This window comes from Pseudomonas moorei (assembly GCF_008801475.1).
In the GTDB taxonomy this organism is placed as follows: domain Bacteria; phylum Pseudomonadota; class Gammaproteobacteria; order Pseudomonadales; family Pseudomonadaceae; genus Aquipseudomonas; species Aquipseudomonas moorei.
The window spans coordinates 414,399-439,706 of record NZ_VZPP01000003.1 but is presented as its reverse complement, the minus strand read 5'-3'; the positions used below and the strand labels follow the sequence as shown (position 1 = coordinate 439,706).

Here is a 25,308-nt window from a genome sequence, read left to right as displayed (position 1 = left end):
GCGCTCTCGCTCAAAGTCTGGTTGCACGAAAGCCATCCTATGATCGACTATCGGTACAATCAAAAAATTGTCATGGATACAACTCGACATGCCTCGTTCCCGCTACAAATCCCTGGTAGACGCTTTTGCCGCCGACATCCGCTCCGGTCGCCTGTCGCCCGGCACGCGCTTGCCGACTCACCGGCAGCTCGCCACTGAGCAAGGCCTGGCGCTGGTCACGGCGAGCCGGGTGTACGCCGAGCTTGAGCGCATGGGTCTGGTCAGCGGCGAAACCGGGCGCGGCACCTTTGTCCGGGAGACGTCGCTGCCGCCCGGGCAAGGCATCGCCCAGTCGGTGGTCGCGGCGGGGATGATCGACCTCAACTTCAACTACCCGTCGTTGCCCGGGCAGGCCGATCTGTTGCGCAATGCCCTGCGGCAGTTGGCGTTGTCCGGTGACCTGGAAGCGCTGCTGCGTTACCAGCCCCACGCGGGGCGTCTGCACGAACGGGCCTCGGTGGCGCGGCACCTGATTGAACGCGGGCTCAACGTGCCGGCCGAACAGGTCATGATCGTCAGTGGCGCCCAGCACGGTCTGGCGGTGACCTTGATGACCTTGCTCAAGCCCGGCGATGTGATCGCTGCTGATGCGTTGACATACCCCGGTTTCAAGACACTGGCCGAAACCCTGCATCTGGAGCTGTTGCCCATTCCGGTCACGGACAAGGGCCCTGATCTGGCAGCCCTCGAAGCCTTGTGCCGGACCCGTTCGGTTCGGGCCCTGTACACGATGCCAACGCTGCACAACCCCTTGGGCTGGGTGATGGCCGCCGACCAGCGGGAGCAGTTGGTGTCGATCGCGCGCAAGCATGATCTGAAGATCATCGAAGACGCGGCCTACGCCTTTCTGGCCGAAGACGTTCCGCCACCCCTGGCGACGATAGCGCCGGAAAGGACGGTGTACGTTTCAGGCCTGTCGAAGAATATCGCCACTGGCTTGCGTGTCGGATTCATTGCCGCGCCCGCGCCCTGGGTCGCGGCCTTCGAGCGCACGATCATGGCGACCACCTGGAACACGCCCGGCGTGATGACCGCCATCGCCTGCGCCTGGCTCGACGACGGCACCGTCCTCAAGCTCGAAGCACAGAAGCGTGCGGACGCCCAGGCCAGGCAGGCCCTGGCGCGCAAGGAACTGGCGGGACTGAGGACCGTCACTCATCCTTCTTCGTATTTCATCTGGCTGCCATTGACCGACGATGCCCGCGCCGACCAGATCGCCATGGCCTTGATGCGCGAGCAGGTCTCGGTCTCGCCGGCCGACCCCTTTGCGATCTCGGCCCATGTACCCCACGCGATCCGCCTGGCGCTGGGCTCGGTGGACATGGACTCGCTGCGCCAGGCGCTGGTGAAAGTGAAAAGGGTGGTCGGCTTTTACGCCTAGGGCAGTTTTCTTCAATACGCACGCCAGCAGGCGCTTTACCTTGGGGCCTGGTTCAACTGACAGGAACAGGTGTGCGATGAGTCTGATGATGTCCATGGCGGCGTTTGCGTTGGCCGCTTCGATTACGCCGGGGCCGGTGAATATCGTGGCGTTGAGTTCCGGGGCGCGCTTCGGCTTTCGTGCCAGTCAGCGGCATGTGGCCGGGGCGACCCTGGGCTTTGTGTTGCTGCTGGTGTTGATGGGGCTGGGGTTGCACGAGGTGTTGCGACTGTGGCCGGCGATGACACGGGTGGTGCAGTGGGCGGGCGTGGCGTTCCTGTTGTACATGGCGTACAAGCTCGCCGCCGACAATGGGCAGCTTGAGGCGAAGGACGCAAACCGTGCGCCGTCGATGCTGTATGGCGCCGTGATGCAATGGCTCAACCCGAAAGCCTGGCTGGCCTGCGTGGCTGGTATGGGGGCGTTTGTCGCCGATGGCGAGGCGCGGCTGGTCTGGCAATTTGCGGCGGTGTACCTGGTGATTTGCTACCTGTCGGTGGGCTGCTGGGCCTACGCCGGGACTTTTCTGCGCGGCTACCTCGACAACCCGGCGGGCATGCGCTGGTTTAACCGGGTGATGGCGTTGATGCTGGCGGTCAGTGCGGTTTACCTGATTGCCGAATGACGGGCAGGTCTGTGGCGAGGGGGGATCGCCACAGGAAACTCACTGCCCAAAAAATTCCTACAACCCCGTCGCATCCAGATACGGAAGCCTCCTACACCACCCTCGGAAACCTCCTATTTCAACCCTTTTCACCTTCGTGAAAGCTGTCACGCGCTTGAACGAGGGTGGAAAAAATGCCTCCCCGTGCACCTCAAACAGGCCAGGGAGGTCTGAATTTTGCAAATCGCCCCGCGTATTTTCTTCGACCACAGCCGCCACAAAATCCAGGTCCGCAACCTCGACGCCACCCTCGACGTACTCGCCTTCCACGGCACCGAGCGCCTGAGCGAGCCCTTCCTCTACACCATCGAATTCACCAGCACCGACCTCGACCTCGGTGCCCCACAATTGCTCGGCCAGGACGCGCGGTTCAGCCTGCACGCGCCGCCGATTAAGCCCTTGCCGGGGCTGAAGTTGCCCGAGGTCAAGCCGTTGCGCACCCTGTTCGGTGTGGTCAGCGGCTTCAAGCGCTTGTCCGCGTCGGTGGACGAAGCGCGCTACGAGATCACCCTGCAACCGCGCCTGGCCCTGCTCGATCGCGGCCGGCAGTTCCGCATCTACCAGCAGCAATCGGTGCCGGAAATCGTCGAGAGCATCCTGCGCAGCCGCCATGGCTTCCGGGGTCAGGATTTCCTGTTTCGTCTGGTGCGCGAGTACCCCAGGCGCGCGCAGGTGATGCAATACAACGAGAGCGACCTGATGTTCATCAGCCGCCTGCTCGCCGACGTCGGCATCTGGTACCGCTTCACCAGCGACGAGCGCCTGCGCATCGACGTGGTGGAGTTTTGCGACGACCAGCGCGGTTACCAGTTCGACGTGCGCCTGCCGCACCATTCGCCCGCCGGCCTGAGCAGCAGCGACGAGGACGGCGTCTGGGACCTGCAAACCCGCCATCAGGTGGTGGAACGGCAGGTTAACGTCCGCGCCTATCACCACCGCGATGCCCACGCCTACCTCGACGGCGACGTCGACCAGACCCGTGGCGCCACCACCACCTACGGCGAGGCCTACCACTACGCCGAAGGCTACCGCGAGCTCGGCAACGCCTACCTCCAGGACGAAGACCTGCAAAGCGAAAGCGGCTACTTCTACGCACGCCTGCGCCATGAACGCTACCTCAACGAGCAGACCCGGCTCAGCGGCATCAGCAGCAGCGCCACCCTGGCCCCCGGCCAGGTCCTGAAAATCGCCGGCGGCGCGCCCCAGGCCTTCGCCCCCGGCGCGGTCATCACCGGGCTGGTCACCCAGGCCGCCCGCGACCGCAGCTTCGAAGCCCGCTTCGAGGCCATGCCCTACGCCGAGACCATCTGCTTTCGGCCACCGCTGGTGGACAAACCGCAAATCGCCGGCACCGTCCCGGCCCGCGTCACCAACCCCCAGGCCAACGACCCCTACGCCGAGATCGACCTTGAAGGGCGCTACCGGGTCAACTTCCTGTTCGACCGCGACACCTGGAACCCCGGTCAGGAAAGCATGTGGCTACGCCTGGCCCGCGCCTACGCCGGCGACACCCACGGCCTGCACCTGCCGCTGATCGCCGGCACCGAAGTGGCCATCGCCTTCGAACAAGGCGACCCCGACCGCCCCTACATCGCCCACGCCCTGCACGACAACCAACACCCCGATCACGTGACCCTGGCCAAGCGCGACTACACCCGCAATGTGCTGCGCACCCCGGCCAACAACAAACTGCGCCTGGAAGACCGGCGCGGCCAGGAGCACGTCAAGCTCAGCACCGAGTACGGCGGCAAAAGCCAGTTGAACCTGGGGCATCTGGTGGATGCGAAGAAGCACAAGCGCGGGGAAGGGTTTGAGCTGCGGACGGATGATTGGCTCAACTGACCCTGGCCCTGCCTGATTTGAAGGAGCGCTGGCCGCTGTTGCGAGGTGTCGCGTGGGTGGGAGATCAGAGCAGCGAGGCAGCCTTTGTGGAGGTCGTGGCCAAGGCTGGCGTGACATTGCCCGAAGCGCGTTTGCCTCTGCAGGACCTGTCCGATCTGGATCGAATGATCGATGGGTTTAATCAGCATTGTCGCGACGAAGCTGATTGGCTGTTGTGCGCCGGGGTGGTGTCGGTGCCGAGTGCCGAAGAGCCAGAGCTGCCCGGTGAAGCAGGCTTTGTCTGGCTGGTGAGTTGCCGGGGCCGGCAGTTATTGCACAGGGGTGAGTACCTGTTGAGCGAGGCCAGCGAGTCGCCCGCTGAACTCTGTGTACAGATGCAACGCTACGCCGGGCTGGACGCAGCACCGCCAACCTGTCTGGCGCTGGATAAAACCAGTCAGGGGGCTTTCGTGAAAGGCGGCTGGTCGGCCACTGAACATCAATTATCAGAACACTGGGGCGTACTGGCGCAACTCGCGCCCTTCATCGGCATGTCCCTGGCGTTGTTGCAGGCGGGGCAGGCAGGGCAGCCTTGTGGCTGGCTGAGTCAGGACGGAAACAATCAATTGGCTATTGGAATGGCGGTGCCTCATGGCGGTGAGTAAGCAAGCGAGCAAAGGCTCTCTGGTGAAAGTGGGATCGGGCTATCTGCTGGTCGTGACGCTCTTGGTGGTGGTCGGTTGTCTGCTGTACGACTTGAGCCATGAATACTTCGGCTGGCCTCGACTACCCTTCAAATCGTTGGTGCTGTGGGGGGCGGGTACCTGGGTTGCCCTGTGCGGGTTCTGTCCGGTGATACTGCTGGCCTGGGATCGTTTGGCGGTGACTTGGGCGACGCGCGTGACAGGGGTAGAGGTTGATGCACCGATTTCGCCATTAAGCAAAGAGCCCGGTCCGGCAGACGATTCCTGGGTCGCTGAATTAAAGGAATATCTGCACGAAAACCACCGTTTCCTTTGGCGTCGCAAAGTCCGCCTGCTGCTGGTCGTTGGCGAACCTGATCAGATCACCGCCATCGCCCCCAACCTGAACGCTAAAAAATGGCTCGCCGGCCACGACACCATTCTGCTCTGGGGCGGCAGCACCCAAACCAGATTCGATGCTGGCCGCTTCACCCCGTGGCAAGGCCTGAGCCGCTGGCGCGCCCTCGACGCTGTGATCTGGGCCCTGGACTCGCAACAAAGCACTGACGCCCGGGCGATGGACGCCGGTGTGCGTCACCTGCGAGACCTGGCGCGCCAGCTGCGCTGGCAGTTACCGCTGCACCTGTGGCAGGTCTGCGACAGTCGATGGGAGCAGGACAAACGCCCGACCCAGGCGGTGGGTTGTCTGCTGCCATCCGGCGTGACGCCGCTGGCCGTGGAGCGTCAGTTGGAAAACTTGCTGCAACCCCTGCGCGACAGCGGTTGGGCGCAGATACAGGGCACCATGAGTCATGATTTCCTGTTGCGTCTGTCTCGCGATTTGCAGGTCGAGGGCATAAGCCGTTGGCAACAGGCCCTGACGCCGTTGTTCCGGGTATTCGACCGTGGGGTGCCGTTACGCGGGTTGTGGTTCAGCCTGCCGGTGCCGGGCGGTAAAGCAACTGAAGAAAATACTGATCACCTTTGGCACGCCACACCGCCCTGGGAGGGCGTGCTCGCTGACAAGACGTTACCCCATCGCCGCCTGGGCTGGGGCGTCACGCGGGTGGGTTATTCACTGGCGCTGGGACTGGTGTTGATCTGGGGCGCGGGGCTTTTGCTTTCATTTGCCAGTAACCGCGTGCACATCGCCCAGGTGCAGACCTTGCTGGTGTCCCTCAAGCAATCGCAAAGCGCGGACGAGCAATGGCTGGCATTCAACGAGCTAACCCGCGAACTCGGGCGCCTTGATTACCGAAGTGAACACGGTTCGCCGTGGTACCAGCGCTTCGGCCTGAACAAGAATCCAGAACTGCTGCAAATGCTATGGCCCACCTATGTCGAGGCCAACCAGCGATTGTTGCGCGATCCGGCCGTGGCCAGCCTGCAACAACAGCTTACTGCCCTGATCAAGTTGCCCGCCGACAGCCCCGAGCGCACCCGGCGTGCCGGCGCGGCCTATGACCAACTCAAGGCCTACCTGATGCTGGCGCAACCGGAAAAAGTCGACGCGGCCTTTCTGGTCAAGGTCCTGGGCCCGCTCGAGCCGAGCGACGCCGGGGTTTCGCCGGGGTTGTGGCACGGCCTGTCGCCGACGCTCTGGCAGTTCTATGGCGAGCACCTGGTGGCGCATCCGCACTGGCGCATCGAGGCCGACCCGAAGCTGGTGGCCCAGGTCCGACAGGTATTGCTCGGCCAGTTGGGCCAACGCAATGCCGAAGCCAGCCTGTATCAAACCGTCCTCGATGATGCCGCCAACCTCTACCCGGCCTTGAGCCTGCAGCAAATGGTCGGCGAGACCAATGCCCGGGCGCTGTTTTCCACGCGCAAGCAGGTGCCGGGTGTGTTCACCCGCTCGGCCTGGGAGGGGCAGATACGCCAGGCCATCGATGGCATCGTCGAGGCACGCCGCGAAGAAATCGACTGGGTGCTCAGCGATGACCCCACCGACATCGCTGGCGAGTCGACCCCGGACCAACTGCGACAGCAACTGACCGAGCGTTACTTGCGCGACTACGCCAACGCCTGGCTGGGCTTTCTCAACAGCCTGCGCTGGCAGCCGGTCAACAGCCTCGGCGAGGTGATTGATCAATTGGCGCTGATGAGCGATGTGCGCCAGTCGCCCCTGATTGCCCTGATGAACACCCTGGCGTATCAGGGCCAGGCCGGCGTGCGCGGGCCGGCGTTCGCCGACTCGCTGGTCAAATCGGCGCAGAAGCTGATCGGCCAGGACAAGGTGCCGGCGATCGACCAGCAGCTGCCGGGATCGGGCAGTCCGCTGGACGCCACCTTCGGCCCGTTGCTGGCGCTGTTGGGCAAGGACGCCGAGAGCCGCAACGACAGCGACCGCCTGAGCCTGCAAGCCTTCCTCAACCGCGTCACCCGGGTGCGCCTGAAGCTGCAACAAGTGAGCAACGCCGCCAACCCGCAAGACATGACCCAGGCCCTGGCGCAGAGCGTGTTTCAAGGCCAGAACGTCGACCTCACCGACACCCAGTCCTACGGCAGCCTGGTCGCCGCCAGCCTTGGCGCGGAGTGGGACGGCATCGGCCAGACCCTGTTCGTGCAACCGCTGGAACAGGCCTGGCAACGGGTCCTGCAACCCTCGGCCGCCGGCCTCAACAGCCAGTGGCAACGGGCGATCGTCGACGACTGGCACCGCGCCTTCGCCGGTCGCTTCCCCTTCGCCGCGACCGCCAGCGACGCGTCGTTGCCGATGCTCGGGCAAATGATTCGGGCCGACTCCGGGCGCATCGAACAGTTCTTGCAGCAACAACTGGGCGGGGTGTTACGCAAGGAAGGCCAGCGTTGGGTGGCCGACACGCGCCATAGCCAGGGCCTGCGCTTCAACCCGCAATTTCTCAGCGCGATCAACCAGCTCAGCCACCTGGCCGACGTGCTGTTCACCGACGGCGGCATGGGCCTGAGCTTCGAACTGCGGGCCAAACCGGTGCGCGACCTGGTGCAAACCACCTTCATCCTCAATGGCGACAAACATCACTACTTCAACCAGAAAGAGCGCTGGCAGCGCTTCAGCTGGCCCGGTTTCACCAGCCACCCGGGCACCAGCCTGACCTGGACCAGCGTGTCTGCCGGCGAACGCCTGTTCGGCGACTACCAGGGCACCTGGGGCCTGATCCGCCTGCTGGAACAGGCGCGGATCACGCCCTTGAACGACAGCGACAGCCACTACCAGGTGCAGCTCAGGGCCCCGGACGGCATCGACCTGACCTGGCACCTGCGCACCGAGCTGGGCGCGGGGCCGATGGCGCTGCTCAAGCTGAGGAACTTTGAATTGCCGACGCAGGTGTTTGTGGTTGAGGGCACCAAAGCCCGGCGCAAGTGACTGACAGGTCTGTGGCGAGGGGCTTGTCGGATCGCCGCACTGTCCCGCTGGGCTGCGAAGCGGCCCCGGCATTTCGTCAGCGAGACCCTGCATACAGGTCTTGCGACGGCTTCGCCGCCGAGCGGGAGCAAGCTCCCTCGCCACAGGAAATCACTGCCACAGGAACTCCGCTGTCACAAGGGCTCACCCCCGATACTGCCCCGGTGTCGCCGCCAGATGCTGTTTAAACGCCCGTTGAAAGTGCGCCTGATCGGCGAATCCTGCTTCCAGTGCGACATCGGCGATTAGCTTGCCATGGCGCAGTTGGTCCCGGGCGAACTGGATGCGCCGGTTGACCAGGAAGGCGTGGGGCGTCATGCCGTAATGCTGCTTGAACGCGCGGATCAGGTAGGACGGTGACAGCTGTGCCGCTTCGCAGATGTCTTCGAGCTTGAGCATTTGCGTGCAGTGATCGCGGATGAAATCGGCGGCGCGTTCCAGTTTGAAGTTCGGTTCGCGCAGCGGTGGATCGGTCGGGTTGAGGCGCAGCTGCACGTCGCTGAAAAACTCCACGGCCGTGCTCTGCTTGCGCAGCACGTCCTGCTGCGGATCGACCAGCACCTCATACAAGGCCTTCAGCCCATCAAACAGGCTGGCGTCGGCAGTGTGGGTGAGGGCAAAGCGGCGAAACGCCAGATCGTCGCTGAACCCGAGCTGGTGCTGCAAATCGGTGAGCCACGCAGTATCGACGTAGAGCATCAGGTACGACCAGGGCTGGTCGTCGATTGGATTGCAGGCATGGACATCGCCGGGGTTCATCAGCACCACGGTGCCGGTGCTGACTTCGAACTGCGATTGCTCGTGGATGTAGGTGCTGCGCCCGGCGGTGATGGCGCCGATGGAGAAGTGTTCGTGGGCATGCCGGCTGTAACAGACCTCGCGCCCGTCGGCGATGGAGCGCGCTTCGATGAAGGGCAGGGCATCGTCGCGCCAGAAGCGCGGGGCCTTGTCGCAGGCCTTGAGCGTGGTGAGCTTCATGGTCAGTCCTTGGCAGTTCAGCGTCGGAGTGTATTAGCTCTCGCCGTCAAAGGCTCGTTGCAGCGCGGCAATATCGAGTTTTTTCATGTGCATCATCGCCTGCATGGCGCGCTGTGATTTTGCCGTGTCGGGGTCTTTGATCATCTCCATCAGTGCCACCGGCACGATTTGCCATGAGACGCCGAACTTGTCCTTGAGCCAGCCGCATTGCTGCGCTTCGACCGGCCCGCCCGCCGACAGGCGTCCCCAGAAATGGTCGACTTCTTCCTGGGTCTGGCAATTGACCTGGAACGAGACCGCTTCGTTGAATTTGAAATTCGGGCCCCCGTTGAGGCCGCTAAACGTCTGCCCGTCGAGTTCAAAACTGACAGTCATTACCGAACCGACTTCCCGGCCGTGGAATTCCTGGCCGGCCTTGCCGTAATGGGTGATGGCGGTGATTTTTGCGTGATCGAAGATCGCACAGTAGAACTTGGCGGCTTCTTCGGCCTGGCCGTCGAACCACAGGCACGGGGTGATTTTGGGTACGTGTAGCATGGCGGGTCTCCCTGGCAGGTTTTTGCAGGCTGGACTATCAGCGTAGCCAGCCTCTGGTCGTCTGGCGGTGCCGTAGATCGACAAGTTCTTCCTGTTTTTTTGGCTGGATATAGTCTTTATGACAACCAATCGAGTCATACAGACTATTCAACGCAGTAGTCTTTAAGACTCTGTGCCTCGCAGGTGGCTGATTTTGAGGGCTTAAAGTTCTGGCACGGGACTTGATACGCCTCATGTACAACTGAATACCTTCAGGAGTACGGAAAATGTTCGACTTTTTCAGCCATCCTCAGAATGTTCTGCACCTCTCGAGCCGTGTGCTCGGCACTGGCTTGGCCATGTTGCTTGCCGGGATCTACGGCGCTTACCTCTATAACGGTCATCTGCCGATCGTTGCGCTGGTCGCCATGCACGCCATGACCATCATCGGGCCAACCCTGCTGAAAGTCGGCTACGTCATGCGCCTGTTGGCCCAGCATCGGTTGAGCAAGCCTGTGGCCAGGGCGCTGGCCTGATGGGCAATTTCGCAAGCAAGCCCGTTTTCAGTCTCGGTTTTCGCCCGTTCTTTCTGGCGGGAGCGGGGTTTGCCGCGCTGGCGGTGGCCATCTGGGGGCTGTGGCTGTACGGCCGATGGCCGGGCATTGAACCGGTCGGCGGCATGCTCGTCTGGCATCGACACGAGATGCCGTTCGGGTTTGCCGTGGCAATCATTGCCGGCTTTCTGCTGACAGCGGTGCCGAACTGGACGGGACGCCGGGGGCTAAACGGCTGGCCGCTGATCGGGCTGGTGCTGGTGTGGCTGCTGGCACGACTGGCGTGGCTGATGCCGATTCCTTCTTCGTTGGTCCTGATATTTCAACTGCCGTTTCTGCCGCTGCTGGCCTGGGTGCTGGGGTGCGATTTGTTGGCGGCAGGCAAACGCGAAAACTACCCGATTTTGCTGATGATCAGCTTGCTCGCCGGGTGTCAGCTGATGACGCTGTGGGGGCTCCAGACCCATGACGATGGCTTGCAACGGCGCGGTGTGCTGGCGGCACTGTGGCTGGTGGCGGCGTTGATGAGTGTGATCGGTGGGCGAGTGATCCCGTTCTTCATTCAGCGTGGGCTGAATCGTCCGCCATTGCCTGCGTCCAGCCCGTTGCCGACCCGGGTGCTGCTGGTCAGTGGCTTGCTGGCCGCCGTGAGCGTTGCCGTCGGCCTGAATGACGCGCCAAGGCCATGGTTGTCGCTGTTGTTTGTGCTGATCGGGGTGTTGCACCTGTGGCGGCTGTGGCGCTGGCATGACCGCGCAATGTGGCGGGTGCCTCTGCTGTGGTCGCTGTATGTGGCCTATGCCTGGCTGGTCGTGGCGGTCGTGGCGATGGCGTTGTGGCACGCCGGGCTGATGCTGCAACAGAGTCTGGCCACCCATGCGCTGGCGGTTGGCGCAATCGGCGGGCTGATACTGGCGATGATTGCCCGGGTCAGCCTCGGCCATACCGGACGGCCGCTGCTGCCTTCGAAGGCGATGGTCGCGGGGTTTGCCCTGGTGCTGCTGGCGGGTGTGTCGCGGGTACTGCTGGTGCCGTTTTCCGGAGTGGGGCTGGGGTTGGCGGCGCTGCTTTGGTGTTCGGCGTTCGGGCTGTTCCTGCTGGGTTATACCGGGGTTTTGCTCAAGCCACGGGCCTAGTTGTCGGTAGGCGCCCGCTTGCCAGCGACAGCGGTGTGTCAGGCGACATCGATGCTGATAGAGCCACCGCTTTCGCCGGCAAGCCGGCTCCTGCGGGGCTGTGTTCTGGACGACCGATGGTCGATACGATTCGGCCTTCGGGTCAATTTGCGCTTAGCTGTAGGAATAGCCCTGCGCGCGTAGATTCGCTTCACTCCCTTAAAAATCACCTTTCCCAAGACGCGCGCTCTTCAGAACACCTTGAGTCTGAGGACCATCGCAATGCTGACCCTGAACATCAATGGCAAGGACCAGGAACTGGATGTCCCCGCGGACATGCCGCTGCTCTGGGTTCTACGCGACGTTGCGCACCTGACCGGGACCAAATTCGGTTGTGGCATGGCCCAGTGCGGCGCCTGCACCGTGCACATCGACGGCGCGCCGCTGCGCTCGTGCATCACGCCCGCGACGGCCGTGGCCCACGGGCAGAAAATCCTCACCATCGAAGGCCTGTCCACTGACGGATCGCACCCGGTGCAACAAGCCTGGGCCGAACTCGATGTGGTGCAGTGCGGTTACTGTCAGTCCGGGCAGATCATGTCGGCGGCGGCGCTGCTGGCGAAGATCCCCAAACCGACTGACAGCGACATCGATCAGGCACTGTCCGGCAACATTTGTCGTTGCGGCACCTATCCACGCATCCGCGCCGCGATCAAACGCGCCGCCGAGTTGGGTTGAGGTGGCCATGGACAGCATCACTGCGTTATCCCGTCGTGGTTTCCTCAAGGGCGCCACGGCGCTGGGCGGCGGCCTGGTGGTGGCGTTTGTCATCCCCGGCGGCCATCGGTTTGCCCGGGGCGCGGACAACCAGGGCAAGGTGTTCGCACCGAATGCGTTTTTGCGCATTGGCAATGACAACAGCGTCACCGTGTTGCTCGGCCATTCGGAAATGGGCCAGGGCATCTGGACCGGCCTGACCATGCTGATCGCCGAAGAGCTGGACGCCGATTGGTCGAAAATCCGCGTCGAACATTCCCCGGCCTCGGCCAAGGACTATGGCCTGGCCGGGTTTGGCGGGATGCAGATCACCGGCGGCTCGACCTCGACCTGGATGGAGTTCGACCGCTACCGCCAGGCCGGTGCCGCCGCGCGGTTGATGTTGATCGAGGCCGCAGCCAAGCGTTTCAACGTGGCGCCGTCCGGGATCCGCACCGAATCGGGGATGGTCATTGCCGGTGACCAGCGCGTCAGCTACGGCGAACTGGCCGACGATGCCGGCAAATTGCCGGTGCCGGATCCGGCATCGATGAAGCTCAAGGACGCCAAGGACTGGAAATTCATCGGCAAACCCACCAAACGCCTGGACACCCCGGAAAAAATCACCGGGCGCGCGAAGTTCGGCATGGACGTGCAATTCGACGGCTTGATGACCGCGATGGTCGCCCGGTCGCCGGTATTCGGCGGCAGCGTCAAATCCTTTGAAGGCGCCGGCGCGCTGGCGATCCCGGGGGTGCTCAAAGTGGTGCAGGTGCCGACCGGCGTGGCGGTGATTGCCGAGCATTACTGGGCGGCCAAGCTGGGGCGCGATGCGCTGACGGTCGAGTGGGACCTGGGGCCGAACACCGGTCTGGACAGTCAAAAACTGCTGGAAAGCTTCCGCAAGCTCGCCGCCACGCCGGGCCTTCCCGCCAGCCAGGCCGGCGACACCCAGGCGGCGCTGGCCAAGGCGAGCAAGACCATCGATGTCGAGTACAGCGTGCCGTACCTGGCCCATGCGCCCATGGAGCCGCTGAACTGCACGGTGAAGATCACCCCGGACAAGTGCGAGATCTGGACCGGTACCCAGTTCCAGACCCTCGATCAGATGATTGCCGGGAAAATCACCGGGCTCAAACCTGAGCAGGTGCAAATCCATACCGAATTCCTGGGCGGCGGTTTTGGCCGGCGTGCCAACCCGACTTCGGACTTTGTCGCTGAAGCGGTGCAGGTGGCCAAGGCAGCGGGCGGGCCGGTGAAAACCGTGTGGGCGCGGGAGGACGACATTCGTGGCGGCTATTACCGCTCGGCGTTCCTGCATCAGGCGCGGATTGGCCTGGGGGCCGACGGCCTGCCGCTGGCGTGGAAGCATGTGATGGTCGGGCAGTCGATCATGGCCGGCACCTCCCTCGAAGCGGCGATGGTCAAGAACGGCATCGACAAGACCTCGGTCGAAGGCGTGGCGGACAGTCCCTACCTCGAAGGGCTGGCCAATCATCAAGTCGAACTGCATTCACCGCAAACCGGTATCAGTGTGCTGTGGTTGCGTTCGGTGGGGCACAGTCACACGGCGTTTGTCATGGAGTCGTTGATCGACGAACTGGCTTCAGCGGCGGGCAAGGACCCGGTGGAGTATCGCCGTACCTTGCTCAAGGACCATCCGCGACACCTCGGTGTGTTGAACCTGGCGGTGGAGAAAGCCAACTGGAAGGCGCCACTGCCCCAGGGCCACGCCTTGGGCGTGGCGGTGCATGAGTCTTTCGGCAGTTACGTGGCGCAGGTTGCCGAGGTGTCCCAGGACAACCTGGCGATCCGCGTGCATCGGGTGGTGTGCGCGGTGGACTGCGGGATTGCGGTCAACCCGCAGAGCATCGCGGCGCAGATGGAATCGTGCATCACCTTTGGCCTCGGCTTTACCTTGCACAGCAAACTGACCTTCAAGGACGGGCAAGTGGTGCAGTCCAATTACCACGACTATCAGGTGCTGCGGCTCAACGAGATGCCGGTGGTGGAGGTGCATATCCTGCCCAGCAGCGATAAACCCGGTGGCATCGGCGAGGCGGGCGTGCCACCCACGGCGCCGGCCGTGGCCAACGCGGTGTTTGCCTTGACCGGCCAGCGCCTGCGTGAATTGCCGCTGCAGTTGTCGGGGGTGTGAGATGAAACGACATCACTGGTTGCTGGGCTCGTTATTGCTGATTTGCCTTTTTATCTATGCAACCGAGCTGTTTGCCGATAATCGCGAAGCCTTGAAAGCCTTCGAAACCGTGCAGAAGGTTTTCCAGAGCCCGCGTTGCCAGAACTGCCACATTCCCGGCGATTCGCCGTTGCAGTTCGACGCCGGAAAACCCCATGGGATGAATGTGGTGCGTGGCCTGGATGGCAAGGGCGCGGCCGGATTGCCCTGCGCGACCTGCCACGCCGAGGCCAATCCACCGCCCAGTTATGGCCCCAAGGCACCTCCGGGGGCGCCCCATTGGAGCCTGCCACCGGCCGCGCACAAAATGGCCTGGATTGGCCTGCCGCCCGACAAGTTGTGCGCCATGATCAAGGACCGTTCCAGCAACGGCGATCGTGATTTCGCGGCGCTGATCAAGCACGTCAGCGAGGACAAATTGGTGTTGTGGGGCTGGAATCCCGGGGGCAATCGCGAGCCCGTGCCGGTGCCCCACGATATTTTCGTCGAGCAATTCAAGGTGTGGGCGGACGCGGGAGGGCCATGTCCGCTGGGTAGCTGACCAACGGTGCCTCAACCGGGAGTCAAACCGGTTCTGTGCGACTCTAAAGTACATAGTCGCCACAGGAGCAACTTATGCTGATCCCAGGCAAGACTTACCCATCAAGCGTCTGCGCAGACCCTTTGCGCACGCCATTGCAGGAGCGCGAACTGCTGCGCGACCTGGCCCGCCAGGCTGAGCAGGAAGTGATCGGCGTGCAGATGGCGAGCATGGATGAGTTGACGCTGCTGTCCAATCGGCACGGGTTCATTGCATTGGCCCAACTGGGGCTGAACGTCTGCCAGCAACTGGGCCGGCCGGCGACCCTGCTGTTTTTCAACCTCGATGAGTTCAAGCGCATCAACTACCTGTTCGGTCGCGCCGAGGGCGACGATGCCCTGAAAACCTTTGCCGACGTGCTGCGCATTGGCTTCAGGGAAAGTGATGTGATCGGTCGACTGGAAGGCGCCACCTTCGTCGCCTTGCTGACCGGTTCCAGCGCGGTGGACATCAAGGCAATCAAGGCGCGACTCGAAGAAATGCTCGACGAGCGCAATGCCACGGTGCATCGCGGTTATGACATCCGCTTCAGCATTGGGCAGATCGAGTACGACACTGTGCAGCATGGCTCGATTGAAGAGCTTTTGGTCGAGGCGGAAAGGGTGTTGGGCCGCTAGAAGTGTATTGGCTGGACTGGCCCCTTCGCGGGCAAGCCCGCTCCCACAGAGGCTTGGTGTACACCGCTCGTGTGAACGACAGAAATCACTGTGGGAGCGGGCTTGCCCGCGAAGGCGTTCTTGCTGTCACCGCTTATTTGGCAAACAACTGCCCGATATCCTTGAACGCCTTGAATTCCAGCGCATTGCCGCAGGGATCAAACAGAAACATGGTCGCCTGCTCACCCACCAGTCCCTGAAAACGAATTCCCGGTTCGATCACAAAGCGCGTCCCCAGTGACTTCAGGCGTTCGGCCAGTGCCTCCCACTCCGTCATGCCCAGCACCACGCCAAAATGCGGCACCGGTACGTCATGGCCGTCCACGGCGTTGGTGTGGGCGGCTTCCTGGGTCGCGTTTTTCGGTGCCAGGTGAATCACTAACTGGTGTCCGAAAAAATTGAAATCGACCCAGTGATCGCTGGAGCGACCTTCTTCCAGACCGAAAACGCTGCCATAGAAGTGCCGCGCGGCCGGCAGGTCATAGACGGGAATAGCGAGGTGAAAAGGGGAGAGTTGCATCGGGTGGGCCTCAATCTGCTGAATTCAGGCTGAGTGTAGTCCTGTGCTTTTCGATTAAAAGACGATAGTTTTTGCGCCGAGCTCAAATTATTTCGATCAATCGGGGACCCTATGCTGCGGGAACTGAAAACCTTTATCGCGGTGACGCGTTACGGCACGTTTGCGGCAGCAGGCCTGCACATCGGCCTGACACAGTCGGCCGTCAGTGCGCAGATGCGCAACCTGGAACAGGCCCTCGGCATTCGCTTGTTCGATCGCACCGGACGTCAGGCGCTGCTCAATGCGGCGGGGCAGCGCGCGTTGCCCATGGCCCGCGAGATCCTGGACACCTTCAGCCGCATGGCGGTCAGCGACGATGTCAGCGAATACCGTGGCGAGCTGAAAATCGGCGCGGTGGCCACGGCCCAGACCGGATTGTTGCCCCAGGCGCTGCTGCGTTTGCGTCAGCAAGCGCCGTTGCTGGAGCCGAAACTGGTGCCGGGGGTGTCGCTCAATCTGCTGAGCCAGGTGGACACCGGCGAAGTCGATCTGGCGATCCTGATCAAGCCACCGTTCGACCTGCCCAAGGAACTGTCGGCACAAGTCATTCGTCGCGAGCCATTTGTTTTGATCGTCCCGGCGGAACTTGAAGGCGACGAGCCGCTGCAGTTGCTCGCCGAGCATCCTCACGTACGCTACGACCGCAACTCGTTCGGTGGACGCCTGGTGACCCGGTTTCTGCGTGAACAGCAGATCGATGTGCAGGTGGCGCTGGAGCTGGATGAACTGGAAGCCATCGTCAAGATGGTCGAATGCGGTTTGGGGATTTCGCTCCTGCCCGAAGCCGGGTTATGGCTCGAGCACGGGGCGAAGGTCAGGGTGGTCCGCTTGGGTGAGTTGACGTTTTATCGCGAGATTGTGCTGTTGCAACGCTATGGCCAGCGGACTCAGCCGATTCAGCAGTTGTTTGCCAATTGTCTGACACAACCGTAATCCCTGTAGGAGCGAGCCTGCTCGCGATGGACTTCAGACCACCCCGTTTCATCCTGACAAAACGCATCATCGTTAACGACCATCGCGAGCAGGCTCGCTCCTACAAAGGGCGTGCCGTCCTGACATCACAGGCACAAAAAACCCGCCTGAAGAGGCGGGTCCTTTTTATCGGCTAACCGAAGATCACTCTTCGATGTTGCCCATGGCCGTGGTGTTGAAGCCACCGTCCACGTACATGATTTCACCGCTGATGCCGGAGGCCAGGTCCGAGCACAGGAAGGCGCCGGCGTTGCCGACTTCTTCGATGGTGACGTTGCGACGCAGCGGGGTTTGCGCTTCGTTGGCGGCCAGCATCTTGCGGAAGTTCTTGATGCCGGAAGCGGCGAGGGTACGGATCGGGCCAGCCGATACGCAGTTGACGCGGGTGCCGTCCGGGCCCAGGGAGCCGGCCAGGTAACGCACGCCGGCTTCCAGGGAGGCCTTGGCCATGCCCATGACGTTGTAGTTCGGCATGGTGCGCTCGGCGCCCAGGTAGGACAGGGTCAGCAGGCTGCCGTTGCGGCCTTTCATCATTTCGCGACCGGCCTTGGCCAGGGCCACGAAGCTGTAGGCGCTGATGTCGTGAGCGATGCGGAAACCTTCACGGGTGGTGGCTTCGGTGAAGTCGCCGTCCAGTTGGTCGCCCGGGGCGAAGCCCACGGAGTGCACGATGCAATCCAGGCCGTCCCACTTCTTGCTCAGCTCTTCGAAAACCTTGGCGATTTCCGCATCGCTGGCCACGTCGCACGGGAAGCACAGCTCAGGGCTCGAACCCCAGCCTTGTGCGAACTCTTCGACACGACCTTTCAGTTTGTCGTTCTGATAAGTGAAGGCAAGCTCAGCGCCCTCGCGATGCATGGCGGCAGCGATGCCGGATGCGATGGACAGCTTGCTGGCGACACCGACGATCAGTACGCGCTTACCGGCGAGAAAACCCATGTGTTGCTCCTCTCTTTCAGGTTATTGCGCAGTGGCTGGAGCCAGGAAAGCGGCTTCCAGCAACTGCTGTGTATACGGATGTTGGGGGGCGGCAAAAATGCTTTGCGCGTCTCCCTGTTCGACCACTTGGCCATGCTTGACCACCATCAGCTGGTGGCTCAGCGCTTTGACGACAGCCAGGTCATGGCTGATAAACAGATACGTCAGGTTGTACTTGCTTTGCAGTGAACGCAAAAGCTCCACCACTTGGCGTTGCACGGTGCGGTCGAGGGCCGAAGTCGGCTCGTCCAGCAGAATCAACGCCGGTTTTAGCACTAATGCCCGGGCAATGGCGATTCTCTGCCGCTGCCCACCGGAAAATTCGTGGGGGTAGCGGTGCCGGGTTTCCGGGTCCAGACCTACCTCCTTGAGTGCCGCAATGATCGCTTGTTCCTGTTCCGCCTCGGTGCCCATCTTGTGGATCCGCAGGCCCTCGCCGACGATCTGGCTCACGCACATGCGCGGGCTCAGGCTGCCGAAGGGGTCCTGAAACACCACCTGCATCTCTCTGCGCAACGGCCGCACCTGTTGTTGCGTCAGGCAGTCTAGCTGTTTGCCTTCAAAACGGATGGCGCCTTTGCTGCCGATCAACCGCAGGATCGCCAGACCCAATGTCGATTTGCCGGAACCGCTTTCACCCACAATCCCCAGGGTCTGCCCCTGAGGCAGGCTGAAATTGATGCCATCCACCGCCTTGACGTAATCCACCGTCTTTTTCAGCAGGCCTTTCTTGATCGGGAACCAGACTTTCAGGTCCTCGACCGTCAGCAACGGCGGGCCAACCACGTTGGTTGCCGGCGTGCCGCTGGGCTCTGCGGCCAGCAGGATGCGAGTGTACGGATGCTGCGGTGCGCGGAACAACTCTTCGCACGATGCCTGTTCGACGATGCAACCGCGCTGCATGACACATACGCGATGCGCAATTCTTTTCACCAGGTTCAAATCGTGGCTGATCAGCAGCAATGCCATGCCCAGGCGGGCCTGTAATTCCTTGAGCAATTCGAGGATTTTCAGCTGAACGGTCACGTCCAGGGCGGTGGTCGGCTCGTCGGCGATCAGCAGTTCCGGCTCGTTGGCCAGGGCCATGGCGATCATCACGCGCTGACGTTGACCACCGGACAACTCATGGGGCAGGGCCTTGAGGCGCTTGTGTGGCTCGGGGATGCCGACCATTTCCAGCAGCTCCAGGGTACGCTTGGTCGCGACTTTACCAATCAGCCCCTTGTGGATGCCCAGTACCTCGTTGATCTGTTTCTCGATCGAGTGCAGCGGGTTGAGTGAGGTCATCGGCTCCTGGAAGATCATCGCGATCCGGTTGCCGCGGATGTGCCGGATGGTTTTTTCTTTCAGGCTCAGCAGGTCCTGCCCGGAATAGGCGATGGTGCCCGATGGATGCCGGGCGAGCGGGTAGGGCAGCAGACGAAGGATCGAGTGGGCGGTTACCGATTTGCCGGAGCCGCTTTCGCCCACCAGGGCCAGGGTTTCACCGCGTTTGATGTCGAAGCTGACCCCTTCGACCACGCGCTGGCACTGGTCGCCGACGACGAATTCGACGGCGAGATCGCGCACTTCGATCAGATTGTCCTGATTCATTTCACTTCCTCGGGTCGAAGGCATCGCGAGCGGACTCGCCGATAAACACCAGCAAACTCAACATCAAGGCCAGCACCGCAAACGCACTCATGCCGAGCCAGGGCGCTTGCAGGTTGGATTTGCCCTGGGCCACCAGTTCACCCAGGGACGGGCTGCCCGCCGGCAGGCCGAAGCCGAGGAAATCCAGGGCGGTCAGGGTGCCGATGGCGCCGGTCAGGATGAACGGCATGAAGGTCATGGTCGAGACCATGGCGTTGGGCAGGATGTGGCGGAACATGATTGCGCCATTCTGCATGCCCAGCGCCCGGGCCGCGCGCACGTATTCCAGATTACGCCCACGCAGGAACTCGGCGCGCACCACGTCCACCAGACTCATCCAGGAAAACAGCAGCATGATGCCCAGCAGCCACCAGAAATTCGGCTGGACGAAACTGGCCAGGATGATCAGCAGATAGAGCACCGGCAACCCGGACCAGATTTCCAGGAACCGCTGGCCGGCCAGATCGACCCAGCCACCGTAGAACCCCTGCAAGGCACCGGCGATGACGCCGATCAGCGAACTGAACAGGGTCAGCGTCAGGGCAAACAACACCGAAATGCGGAAGCCGTAGATCACCCGGGCCAGCACGTCACGCCCCTGGTCGTCGGTGCCGAGGAGGTTATCGGTCGACGGGGGGGCCGGTGCCGGGACCTTCAGGTCGTAATTGATGCTCTGGTAGCTGTAGGGAATCGGCGCCCACAGCACCCAGGCGTCCTTGGCCTTGAGCAGTTCGCGGATGTACGGGCTCTTGTAGTTGGCCTCCAGCGGGAATTCGCCACCAAAGGTGGTTTCCGGGTAACGCTTGAGCGCCGGGAAGTACCAGTGGTTGTCGTAATGCACCGCCAGGGGTTTGTCATTGGCGATCAATTCGGCGCCAAGGCTGGCACCGAACAGGATCAGAAACAGCCATAGCGACCACCAGCCACGCTTGTTGGCCTTGAACAGTTCGAAGCGGCGGCGATTGAGCGGGGACAGGTTCATCTCAATGCTCCCGGCTTTCGAAGTCGATGCGCGGATCGACAAAGGTGTAGGTGAGGTCGCCGATCAGTTTCACCACCAGCCCCAGCAGGGTGAAGATGAACAGGGTGCCAAAAACCACCGGGTAATCGCGGTTGATCGCCGCTTCAAAACTCATCAGGCCGAGGCCGTCGAGGGAGAAGATCACTTCGACCAGCAGCGAACCGGTGAAGAAGATACCGATGAACGCCGACGGGAACCCGGCGATCACCAGCAGCATGGCGTTGCGGAACACATGGCCGTAGAGCACGCGATGGTGGGTCAGGCCCTTGGCCTTGGCGGTGACCACGTATTGCTTGTTGATTTCGTCGAGGAAGCTGTTTTTGGTCAGCAGGGTCATGGTCGCGAAGTTGCCGATCACCAGTGCGGTCACCGGCAGCGCCAGGTGCCAGAAGTAATCGAGCACCTTGCCGCCCATGCTCAGTTCATCGAAGTTGTTCGACGTGAGCCCGCGCAAGGGGAACCAGTCGAGGTAGCTGCCGCCGGCAAACACCACGATCAGCAGGATGGCGAACAGGAACGCCGGGATGGCGTAGCCGACGATGATCGCCGAACTGGTCCAGACATCGAAGTGACTGCCGTGGCGCGTCGCCTTGGCGATCCCCAGGGGAATCGACACCAGGTACATGATCAGGGTGCTCCACAGCCCCAGGGAGATCGATACCGGCATCTTTTCCTTGATCAGGTCGATGACCTTGGCGTCGCGGAAGAAGCTGTCGCCGAAATCCAGGGACGCATAGTTCTTGACCATGATCCACAAGCGTTCCGGGGCCGACTTGTCAAAGCCGTACATGTGCTCGATTTCCTTGATCAGGGCCGGGTCCAGCCCTTGGGCGCCGCGATAGGCCGAGCCGGCCACCGAGACTTCGGCACCGCCACCGGCGATGCGACTGGTGGCACCTTCGAAGCCTTCGAGCTTGGCGATCATTTGCTCCACCGGCCCGCCAGGGGCCGCCTGGATGATCACGAAGTTGATCAGCAAAATGCCGAACAAAGTCGGGATGATCAGCAGCAGTCGCCGAAAAATATACGCCAGCATCTGATTACTCCGTTCCCGCAGGGTCGGCTTGCAATTTGGTTTCGATCTCTATCGCAGGTTTGGCATCGGGCTTGACCCACCAGGTGGCGGTGCCGATGTCGTATTTAGGCGAGACCTTGGGATGACCGATGTGGTTCCAGTAGGCCACGCGCCAGGTCTTGATGTGCCAGTTGGGAATCACGTAATAGCCCCATTGCAACACCCGGTCCAGTGCCCGGGCATGGGCCACCAGGCTTTTGCGCGAATCGGCGTTGATCAGTTGTTCGACCAGTTGGTCCACCACCGGGTCCTTGAGGCCCATGGTGTTGCGGCTGCCGGGTTTGTCGGCGGCAGCGGTCATCCAGAACTCGCGCTGTTCGTTGCCCGGCGAGTTGGACTGCGGGAAGCTGCCGACGATCATGTCGAAGTCCCGCGAGCGCACGCGGTTGATGTACTGCGAGACGTCGACCCGGCGGATCACCAGGTCGATGCCCAAGTCGCTCAGGTTGCGCTTGAACGGCAGCAGCACCCGCTCGAACTCGGTCTGGGCCAGCAGGAACTCGATCGTCACGGGTTTGCCGGTGGTATCGACCATTTTGTCATCGACGATGCGCCAGCCAGCCTCTTGCAGCAGTTGATAGGCCTTGCGCTGCTGGGTGCGGATCATGCCGCTGCCATCGGTAACCGGGTTCTGGAAGGCTTCGCTGAACACCTGTTCGGGGATCTTGCCGCGGAACGGATCGAGGATCGCCAGTTGATCGGCATCGGGCAGCCCGGTGGCGGCCATTTCCGAGTTCTCGAAATAGCTGCGGGTTCGCGCGTAGGCGCCGTTGAACAATTGCTTGTTGGTCCACTCGAAGTCCAGCAACAGCGTCAGGGCCTGGCGCACTCGCACGTCCTGGAACAGCGGGCGACGCAGGTTGAACACGAAGCCTTGCATGCCGGTGGGGTTGCCGTTGGGGATCTGCTCCTTGATCAGGCGGCCCTCGGTGACCGCCGGGATGTTGTAGGCGTTGGCCCAGTTCTTGGCGGTCATTTCCAGCCAGTAGTCGAACTGCCCGGCCTTGAGCGCCTCCAGCGCGACGGTGTTGTCGCGGTAGTAGTCGGTGGTCATCACGTCGAAATTGTAGAAACCACGGTTGGCCGGCAGGTCCTTGCCCCAGTAGTCCTTGACCCGCTCATAGCGCACCGAACGCCCGGCCTTCACTTCGCTGACCCGATAGGGGCCACTGCCCAGGGGGATTTCGAGGTTGCCCTTGTTGAAATCGCGGGTCGCCCACCAATGCTTGGGCAGGACCGGCAACTGACCGAGGATCAGCGGCAGTTCGCGGTTGTTGTTGTGCTTGAACTTGAACAACACCGTGAGCGGATCTTCGGCGACCACTTCGTCGACATCGCTGTAGTAGCCGCGGTACATCGGGGCGCCATCCTTGATCAGGGTCTGGAAGCTGAACACCACATCTTCGGCGCGTATCGGATGACCATCATGGAATCGCGCTTCCGGGCGCAGGTAGAAACGCACCCAGGTATTGTCCGGTGCCTTCTCGATCTTGCCGGCGACCAGGCCGTATTCGGTGAAGGGTTCGTCCAGGCCATGTTTGGTCAGGGTGTCGTAGATCAGATTGATGTCGTCGGCGGCCACCCCCTTGCTGATGAACGGGTTGAGGCTGTCGAAGCCGCCGAACCCGGCCTGGCGGAATTTTCCGCCCTTGGGGGCGTCCGGGTTGACGTAATCGAAGTGTTTGAAATCGGCCGGGTACTTTGGCGGCTCGTTGTACAGGGTCAGGGCATGCTGCGGGGCGGCACAGGCCAGCCCGACGAACAATAGGGCGCTGGCCTGCAGAAGCAGGGCGCTTGCAGGTTTCATTGATCTTTCTCCGAAGATTTCAGCCACCACGCGCTCAGGCCCAGGGTGTAGGGCGGTGTGGTGACGAAGGCCAGCCGGTTGCGGTAGGCCAGGCGATGATAGTTGAGGTACCAGTTGGGAATGCTGTAGTGCTGCCACAGCAGTACCCGATCCAGAGCCCGGCCGGCGGCGACTTGTTCGTCGCGACTCTTGGCGGCGAGCAGTTGTTCGAGCAGATGGTCGACCACTGGATTGGCGATGCCTGCGTAATTCTTGCTGCCCTTGACCCCGGCCTGGCTGGAGTGGAAGTACTGCCACTGTTCAAGGCCCGGGCTGAGGGTCTGGTTGAGCGTCATCAGAATCATGTCGAAGTCGAACTGGTCGAGGCGCTGCTTGTACTGCGCACGATCGACCGTTCGCAGCCGCGCGTCGATGCCAATGCTGGTCAGGTTCTCGACATAGGGCTGAAGAATGCGTTCCAGGTTCGGGTTGACCAGCAGGATCTCCAGGCGCAGCGGTTGTCCGGCGGCGTTTTGCAGGCGCTGGCCGTTGAGCTTCCAGCCGGCCTCGGCGAGCAATCCCAGGGCTTTACGCAAGGTTTCCCGGGGGATGCCGGCGCCTTGGGTCTGCGGCAGGCTGAAGGGCTCGGTGAACAGCCTGGCGGGCAACTGCTCGCGCCAGGGTTTGAGCATCAGCCATTCATGCCCGACCGGCAGCCCGGTGGCGGAGAACTCGCTGTTGGGGTAATAGCTAATGGCGCGCTGGTAGGCGCCGCTGAACAGCGTGCGGTTGGTCCACTCGAAGTCGAACATCAAGCCCAACGCTTCACGAACCTTCACGTCAGAGAAGGTCGGGCGGCGGCTGTTCATGAACAGGCCCTGGCTCTGGGTCGGAATCTGGTGCGGGATCTGCGCCTTGATCACTTCACCGCGGCGGATCGCCGGGAAGTTGTAGCCGGTGTCCCAGTTCTTCGCCTGGTGCTCGATATAGATGTCGAACTCGCCGGCCTTGAACGCTTCGAATGCCACATCGCTGTCGCGGTAGAACTCGACTTCCATGCGGTCGAAATTGTACTTGCCTCGATTGACGGCCAGATCCTTGCCCCAATAGTCCTTGACCCGCTCGAAAACGATCTGCCGTCCCGGCGTCACCGACGTGATGCGATACGGTCCGCTGCCCAGCGGGGGCTCGAAGGTGGTGGCCTTGAAGTCGCGACCTTTCCAGTAGTGTTGCGGCAGGACCGGCAACTCGCCCAGGCGCAGGATCAGCAGCGGATTGCCGGCGCGCTTGAAGACGAACCGTATGCGCTGCGGGTTGAGGATATCGACCCGCGACACTTCCTGCAGGTTGGTGCGGTACTGCGGATGACCTTCCTTGAGCAGCAGACGGTAGGAGAACGCCACGTCGTAGGCGGTGATCGGCGTGCCATCGTGGAAGCGCGCTTCGGGGCGCAGGTTGAACACTACCCAGCTGCGGTCCTCGTTGTACTCCACCGACTGGGCTATCAGGCCATAACTGGATGTCGGCTCGTCACCGGAGGGGGCGTACTGGCCGGTGCCGACCATCAGCGGTTCGTTGAGTTCGTTGATGCCGTATTGCAGGAAGTTCGGCGTGGTCACCGGGCTGGTGCCCTTGAAGGTGTAGGGGTTGAGCGTATCGAAGGTGCCAAATGCCATCACCCGCAACGTACCGCCCTTGGGCGCTTGCGGGTTGACCCAGTCGAAGTGGGTAAATCTGGCCGGGTACTTGAGCGTGCCGAACTGCGCATAACCATGGCTTTCGCTGATCGTCGCGCTTGCGGTGGAGCTCAAGGCCAGGCTGATCAGGAGCAGGAGGAGGGGACGCTTCAAGTCAGAGATCCGATCCAGGCGGCTTGGGCTTTGTGGGCCGTACAGTAACAGCTTGTCTGGACAGGAAAAAG

20 protein-coding genes and 1 pseudogene are annotated in these 25,308 nt (G+C 62.1%); 12 read left to right on the top strand and 9 right to left on the bottom strand.

The features are described from left to right. The first annotated feature begins 88 nt into the window (after positions 1 to 88). The 5 genes and pseudogenes from F7R06_RS07350 (at position 89) to F7R06_RS07330 (ending at position 7,973) form a co-directional block, all read left to right on the top strand. On the top strand, positions 89 to 1,420 hold the full coding sequence (locus F7R06_RS07350) for an aminotransferase-like domain-containing protein (RefSeq protein WP_090320767.1): 1,332 nt from the start codon (positions 89 to 91) through the stop codon (positions 1,418 to 1,420). A 76-nt stretch (positions 1,421 to 1,496) separates the two neighbouring features. Further along, entirely contained in the window at positions 1,497 to 2,084 is a 588-nt protein-coding gene (locus F7R06_RS07345) for a LysE family translocator (RefSeq protein WP_090320770.1), read from the top strand. A 216-nt stretch (positions 2,085 to 2,300) separates the two neighbouring features. Then, positions 2,301 to 3,956: pseudogene (locus tag F7R06_RS07340) on the top strand (type VI secretion system Vgr family protein); the annotation flags it as partial. Continuing rightward, positions 3,953 to 4,609, top strand: coding sequence for a hypothetical protein (locus F7R06_RS07335; protein WP_245706680.1), 657 nt, complete (start codon positions 3,953 to 3,955; stop codon positions 4,607 to 4,609). The pseudogene F7R06_RS07340 and the gene F7R06_RS07335, both read left to right, overlap by 4 nt. After that, a complete protein-coding gene (locus F7R06_RS07330) occupies positions 4,596 to 7,973 on the top strand; it encodes an ImcF-related family protein (protein ID WP_090320773.1) in 3,378 nt (1,125 codons plus the stop codon). The genes F7R06_RS07335 and F7R06_RS07330 overlap by 14 nt, the downstream gene beginning before the upstream one ends. Before the next feature lie 183 nt (positions 7,974 to 8,156). On the opposite strand, the gene F7R06_RS07325 is transcribed toward F7R06_RS07330, so the two are convergent. Together F7R06_RS07325 and F7R06_RS07320 are read right to left on the bottom strand one after the other, a co-directional pair. Continuing rightward, entirely contained in the window at positions 8,157 to 8,990 is an 834-nt protein-coding gene (locus tag F7R06_RS07325) for an AraC family transcriptional regulator (protein WP_090320776.1), read from the bottom strand. Positions 8,991 to 9,023: 33 nt separating this feature from the next. After that, complete coding sequence (locus F7R06_RS07320; protein ID WP_090320779.1) at positions 9,024 to 9,527, bottom strand: VOC family protein; 504 nt, start codon at positions 9,525 to 9,527, stop codon at positions 9,024 to 9,026. 266 nt (positions 9,528 to 9,793) lie between these two features. Here F7R06_RS07320 and F7R06_RS07315 point away from each other — a divergent pair, with 266 nt between their 5' ends. The 6 genes from F7R06_RS07315 to F7R06_RS07290 all read left to right on the top strand — a co-directional run bounded on the left by F7R06_RS07315 (position 9,794) and on the right by F7R06_RS07290 (position 15,325). Next, positions 9,794 to 10,042: a transmembrane sensor/regulator PpyR gene (locus F7R06_RS07315; RefSeq protein ID WP_090320782.1), complete on the top strand. Its 249-nt coding sequence runs from the start codon at positions 9,794 to 9,796 to the stop codon at positions 10,040 to 10,042. Continuing rightward, positions 10,042 to 11,196, top strand: coding sequence for an NnrS family protein (locus tag F7R06_RS07310; protein WP_090320785.1), 1,155 nt, complete (start codon positions 10,042 to 10,044; stop codon positions 11,194 to 11,196). Before F7R06_RS07315 ends, F7R06_RS07310 begins: the two co-directional genes overlap by 1 nt. Positions 11,197 to 11,457: 261 nt before the next feature. Continuing rightward, a complete protein-coding gene (locus tag F7R06_RS07305) occupies positions 11,458 to 11,913 on the top strand; it encodes a (2Fe-2S)-binding protein (RefSeq protein ID WP_090320788.1) in 456 nt (151 codons plus the stop codon). Between the two features lie 7 nt (positions 11,914 to 11,920). Further along, positions 11,921 to 14,089 (top strand): xanthine dehydrogenase family protein molybdopterin-binding subunit, encoded by a 2,169-nt coding sequence (locus F7R06_RS07300; protein ID WP_090320791.1) that lies wholly within the window; start codon positions 11,921 to 11,923, stop codon positions 14,087 to 14,089. A gap of 1 nt (position 14,090) precedes the next feature. Next, a complete protein-coding gene (locus F7R06_RS07295) occupies positions 14,091 to 14,669 on the top strand; it encodes a hypothetical protein (RefSeq protein ID WP_090320795.1) in 579 nt (192 codons plus the stop codon). Positions 14,670 to 14,743: 74 nt separating this feature from the next. Continuing rightward, entirely contained in the window at positions 14,744 to 15,325 is a 582-nt protein-coding gene (locus F7R06_RS07290) for a GGDEF domain-containing protein (RefSeq protein WP_090320799.1), read from the top strand. Positions 15,326 to 15,458: 133 nt separating this feature from the next. On the opposite strand, the gene F7R06_RS07285 is transcribed toward F7R06_RS07290, so the two are convergent. Beyond that, on the bottom strand, positions 15,459 to 15,884 hold the full coding sequence (locus F7R06_RS07285) for a VOC family protein (protein WP_090320801.1): 426 nt from the start codon (positions 15,882 to 15,884) through the stop codon (positions 15,459 to 15,461). 111 nt (positions 15,885 to 15,995) lie between these two features. Between F7R06_RS07285 and F7R06_RS07280 the strand changes: the two genes are divergently transcribed. Continuing rightward, complete coding sequence (locus F7R06_RS07280; RefSeq protein ID WP_090320804.1) at positions 15,996 to 16,856, top strand: LysR family transcriptional regulator; 861 nt, start codon at positions 15,996 to 15,998, stop codon at positions 16,854 to 16,856. Positions 16,857 to 17,039: 183 nt separating this feature from the next. On the opposite strand, the gene fabI is transcribed toward F7R06_RS07280, so the two are convergent. Genes fabI through F7R06_RS07250 form a run of 6 tightly spaced genes read right to left on the bottom strand, consistent with a single transcriptional unit; the run spans position 17,040 to position 25,219 of the window. Then, the gene (gene fabI, locus F7R06_RS07275) at positions 17,040 to 17,834 is read right to left on the bottom strand and encodes an enoyl-ACP reductase FabI (RefSeq protein WP_007937760.1); all 795 of its coding nucleotides are present in this window, start codon (positions 17,832 to 17,834) and stop codon (positions 17,040 to 17,042) included. A 21-nt stretch (positions 17,835 to 17,855) separates the two neighbouring features. Then, positions 17,856 to 19,466: an ABC transporter ATP-binding protein gene (locus F7R06_RS07270; protein ID WP_090320806.1), complete on the bottom strand. Its 1,611-nt coding sequence runs from the start codon at positions 19,464 to 19,466 to the stop codon at positions 17,856 to 17,858. A 1-nt stretch (position 19,467) separates the two neighbouring features. Continuing rightward, entirely contained in the window at positions 19,468 to 20,487 is a 1,020-nt protein-coding gene (locus F7R06_RS07265) for an ABC transporter permease (RefSeq protein WP_090320809.1), read from the bottom strand. A 1-nt stretch (position 20,488) separates the two neighbouring features. Continuing rightward, entirely contained in the window at positions 20,489 to 21,562 is a 1,074-nt protein-coding gene (locus F7R06_RS07260) for a microcin C ABC transporter permease YejB (RefSeq protein ID WP_090320812.1), read from the bottom strand. A gap of 4 nt (positions 21,563 to 21,566) precedes the next feature. Then, positions 21,567 to 23,408 carry an extracellular solute-binding protein gene (locus F7R06_RS07255; protein WP_090320815.1) on the bottom strand — a complete coding sequence of 614 codons (1,842 nt, stop codon included), beginning with the start codon at positions 23,406 to 23,408 and terminating at the stop codon, positions 21,567 to 21,569. Further along, positions 23,405 to 25,219: an extracellular solute-binding protein gene (locus F7R06_RS07250; protein ID WP_425415222.1), complete on the bottom strand. Its 1,815-nt coding sequence runs from the start codon at positions 25,217 to 25,219 to the stop codon at positions 23,405 to 23,407. The genes F7R06_RS07255 and F7R06_RS07250 overlap by 4 nt, the downstream gene beginning before the upstream one ends. Positions 25,220 to 25,308 lie beyond the last annotated feature (89 nt).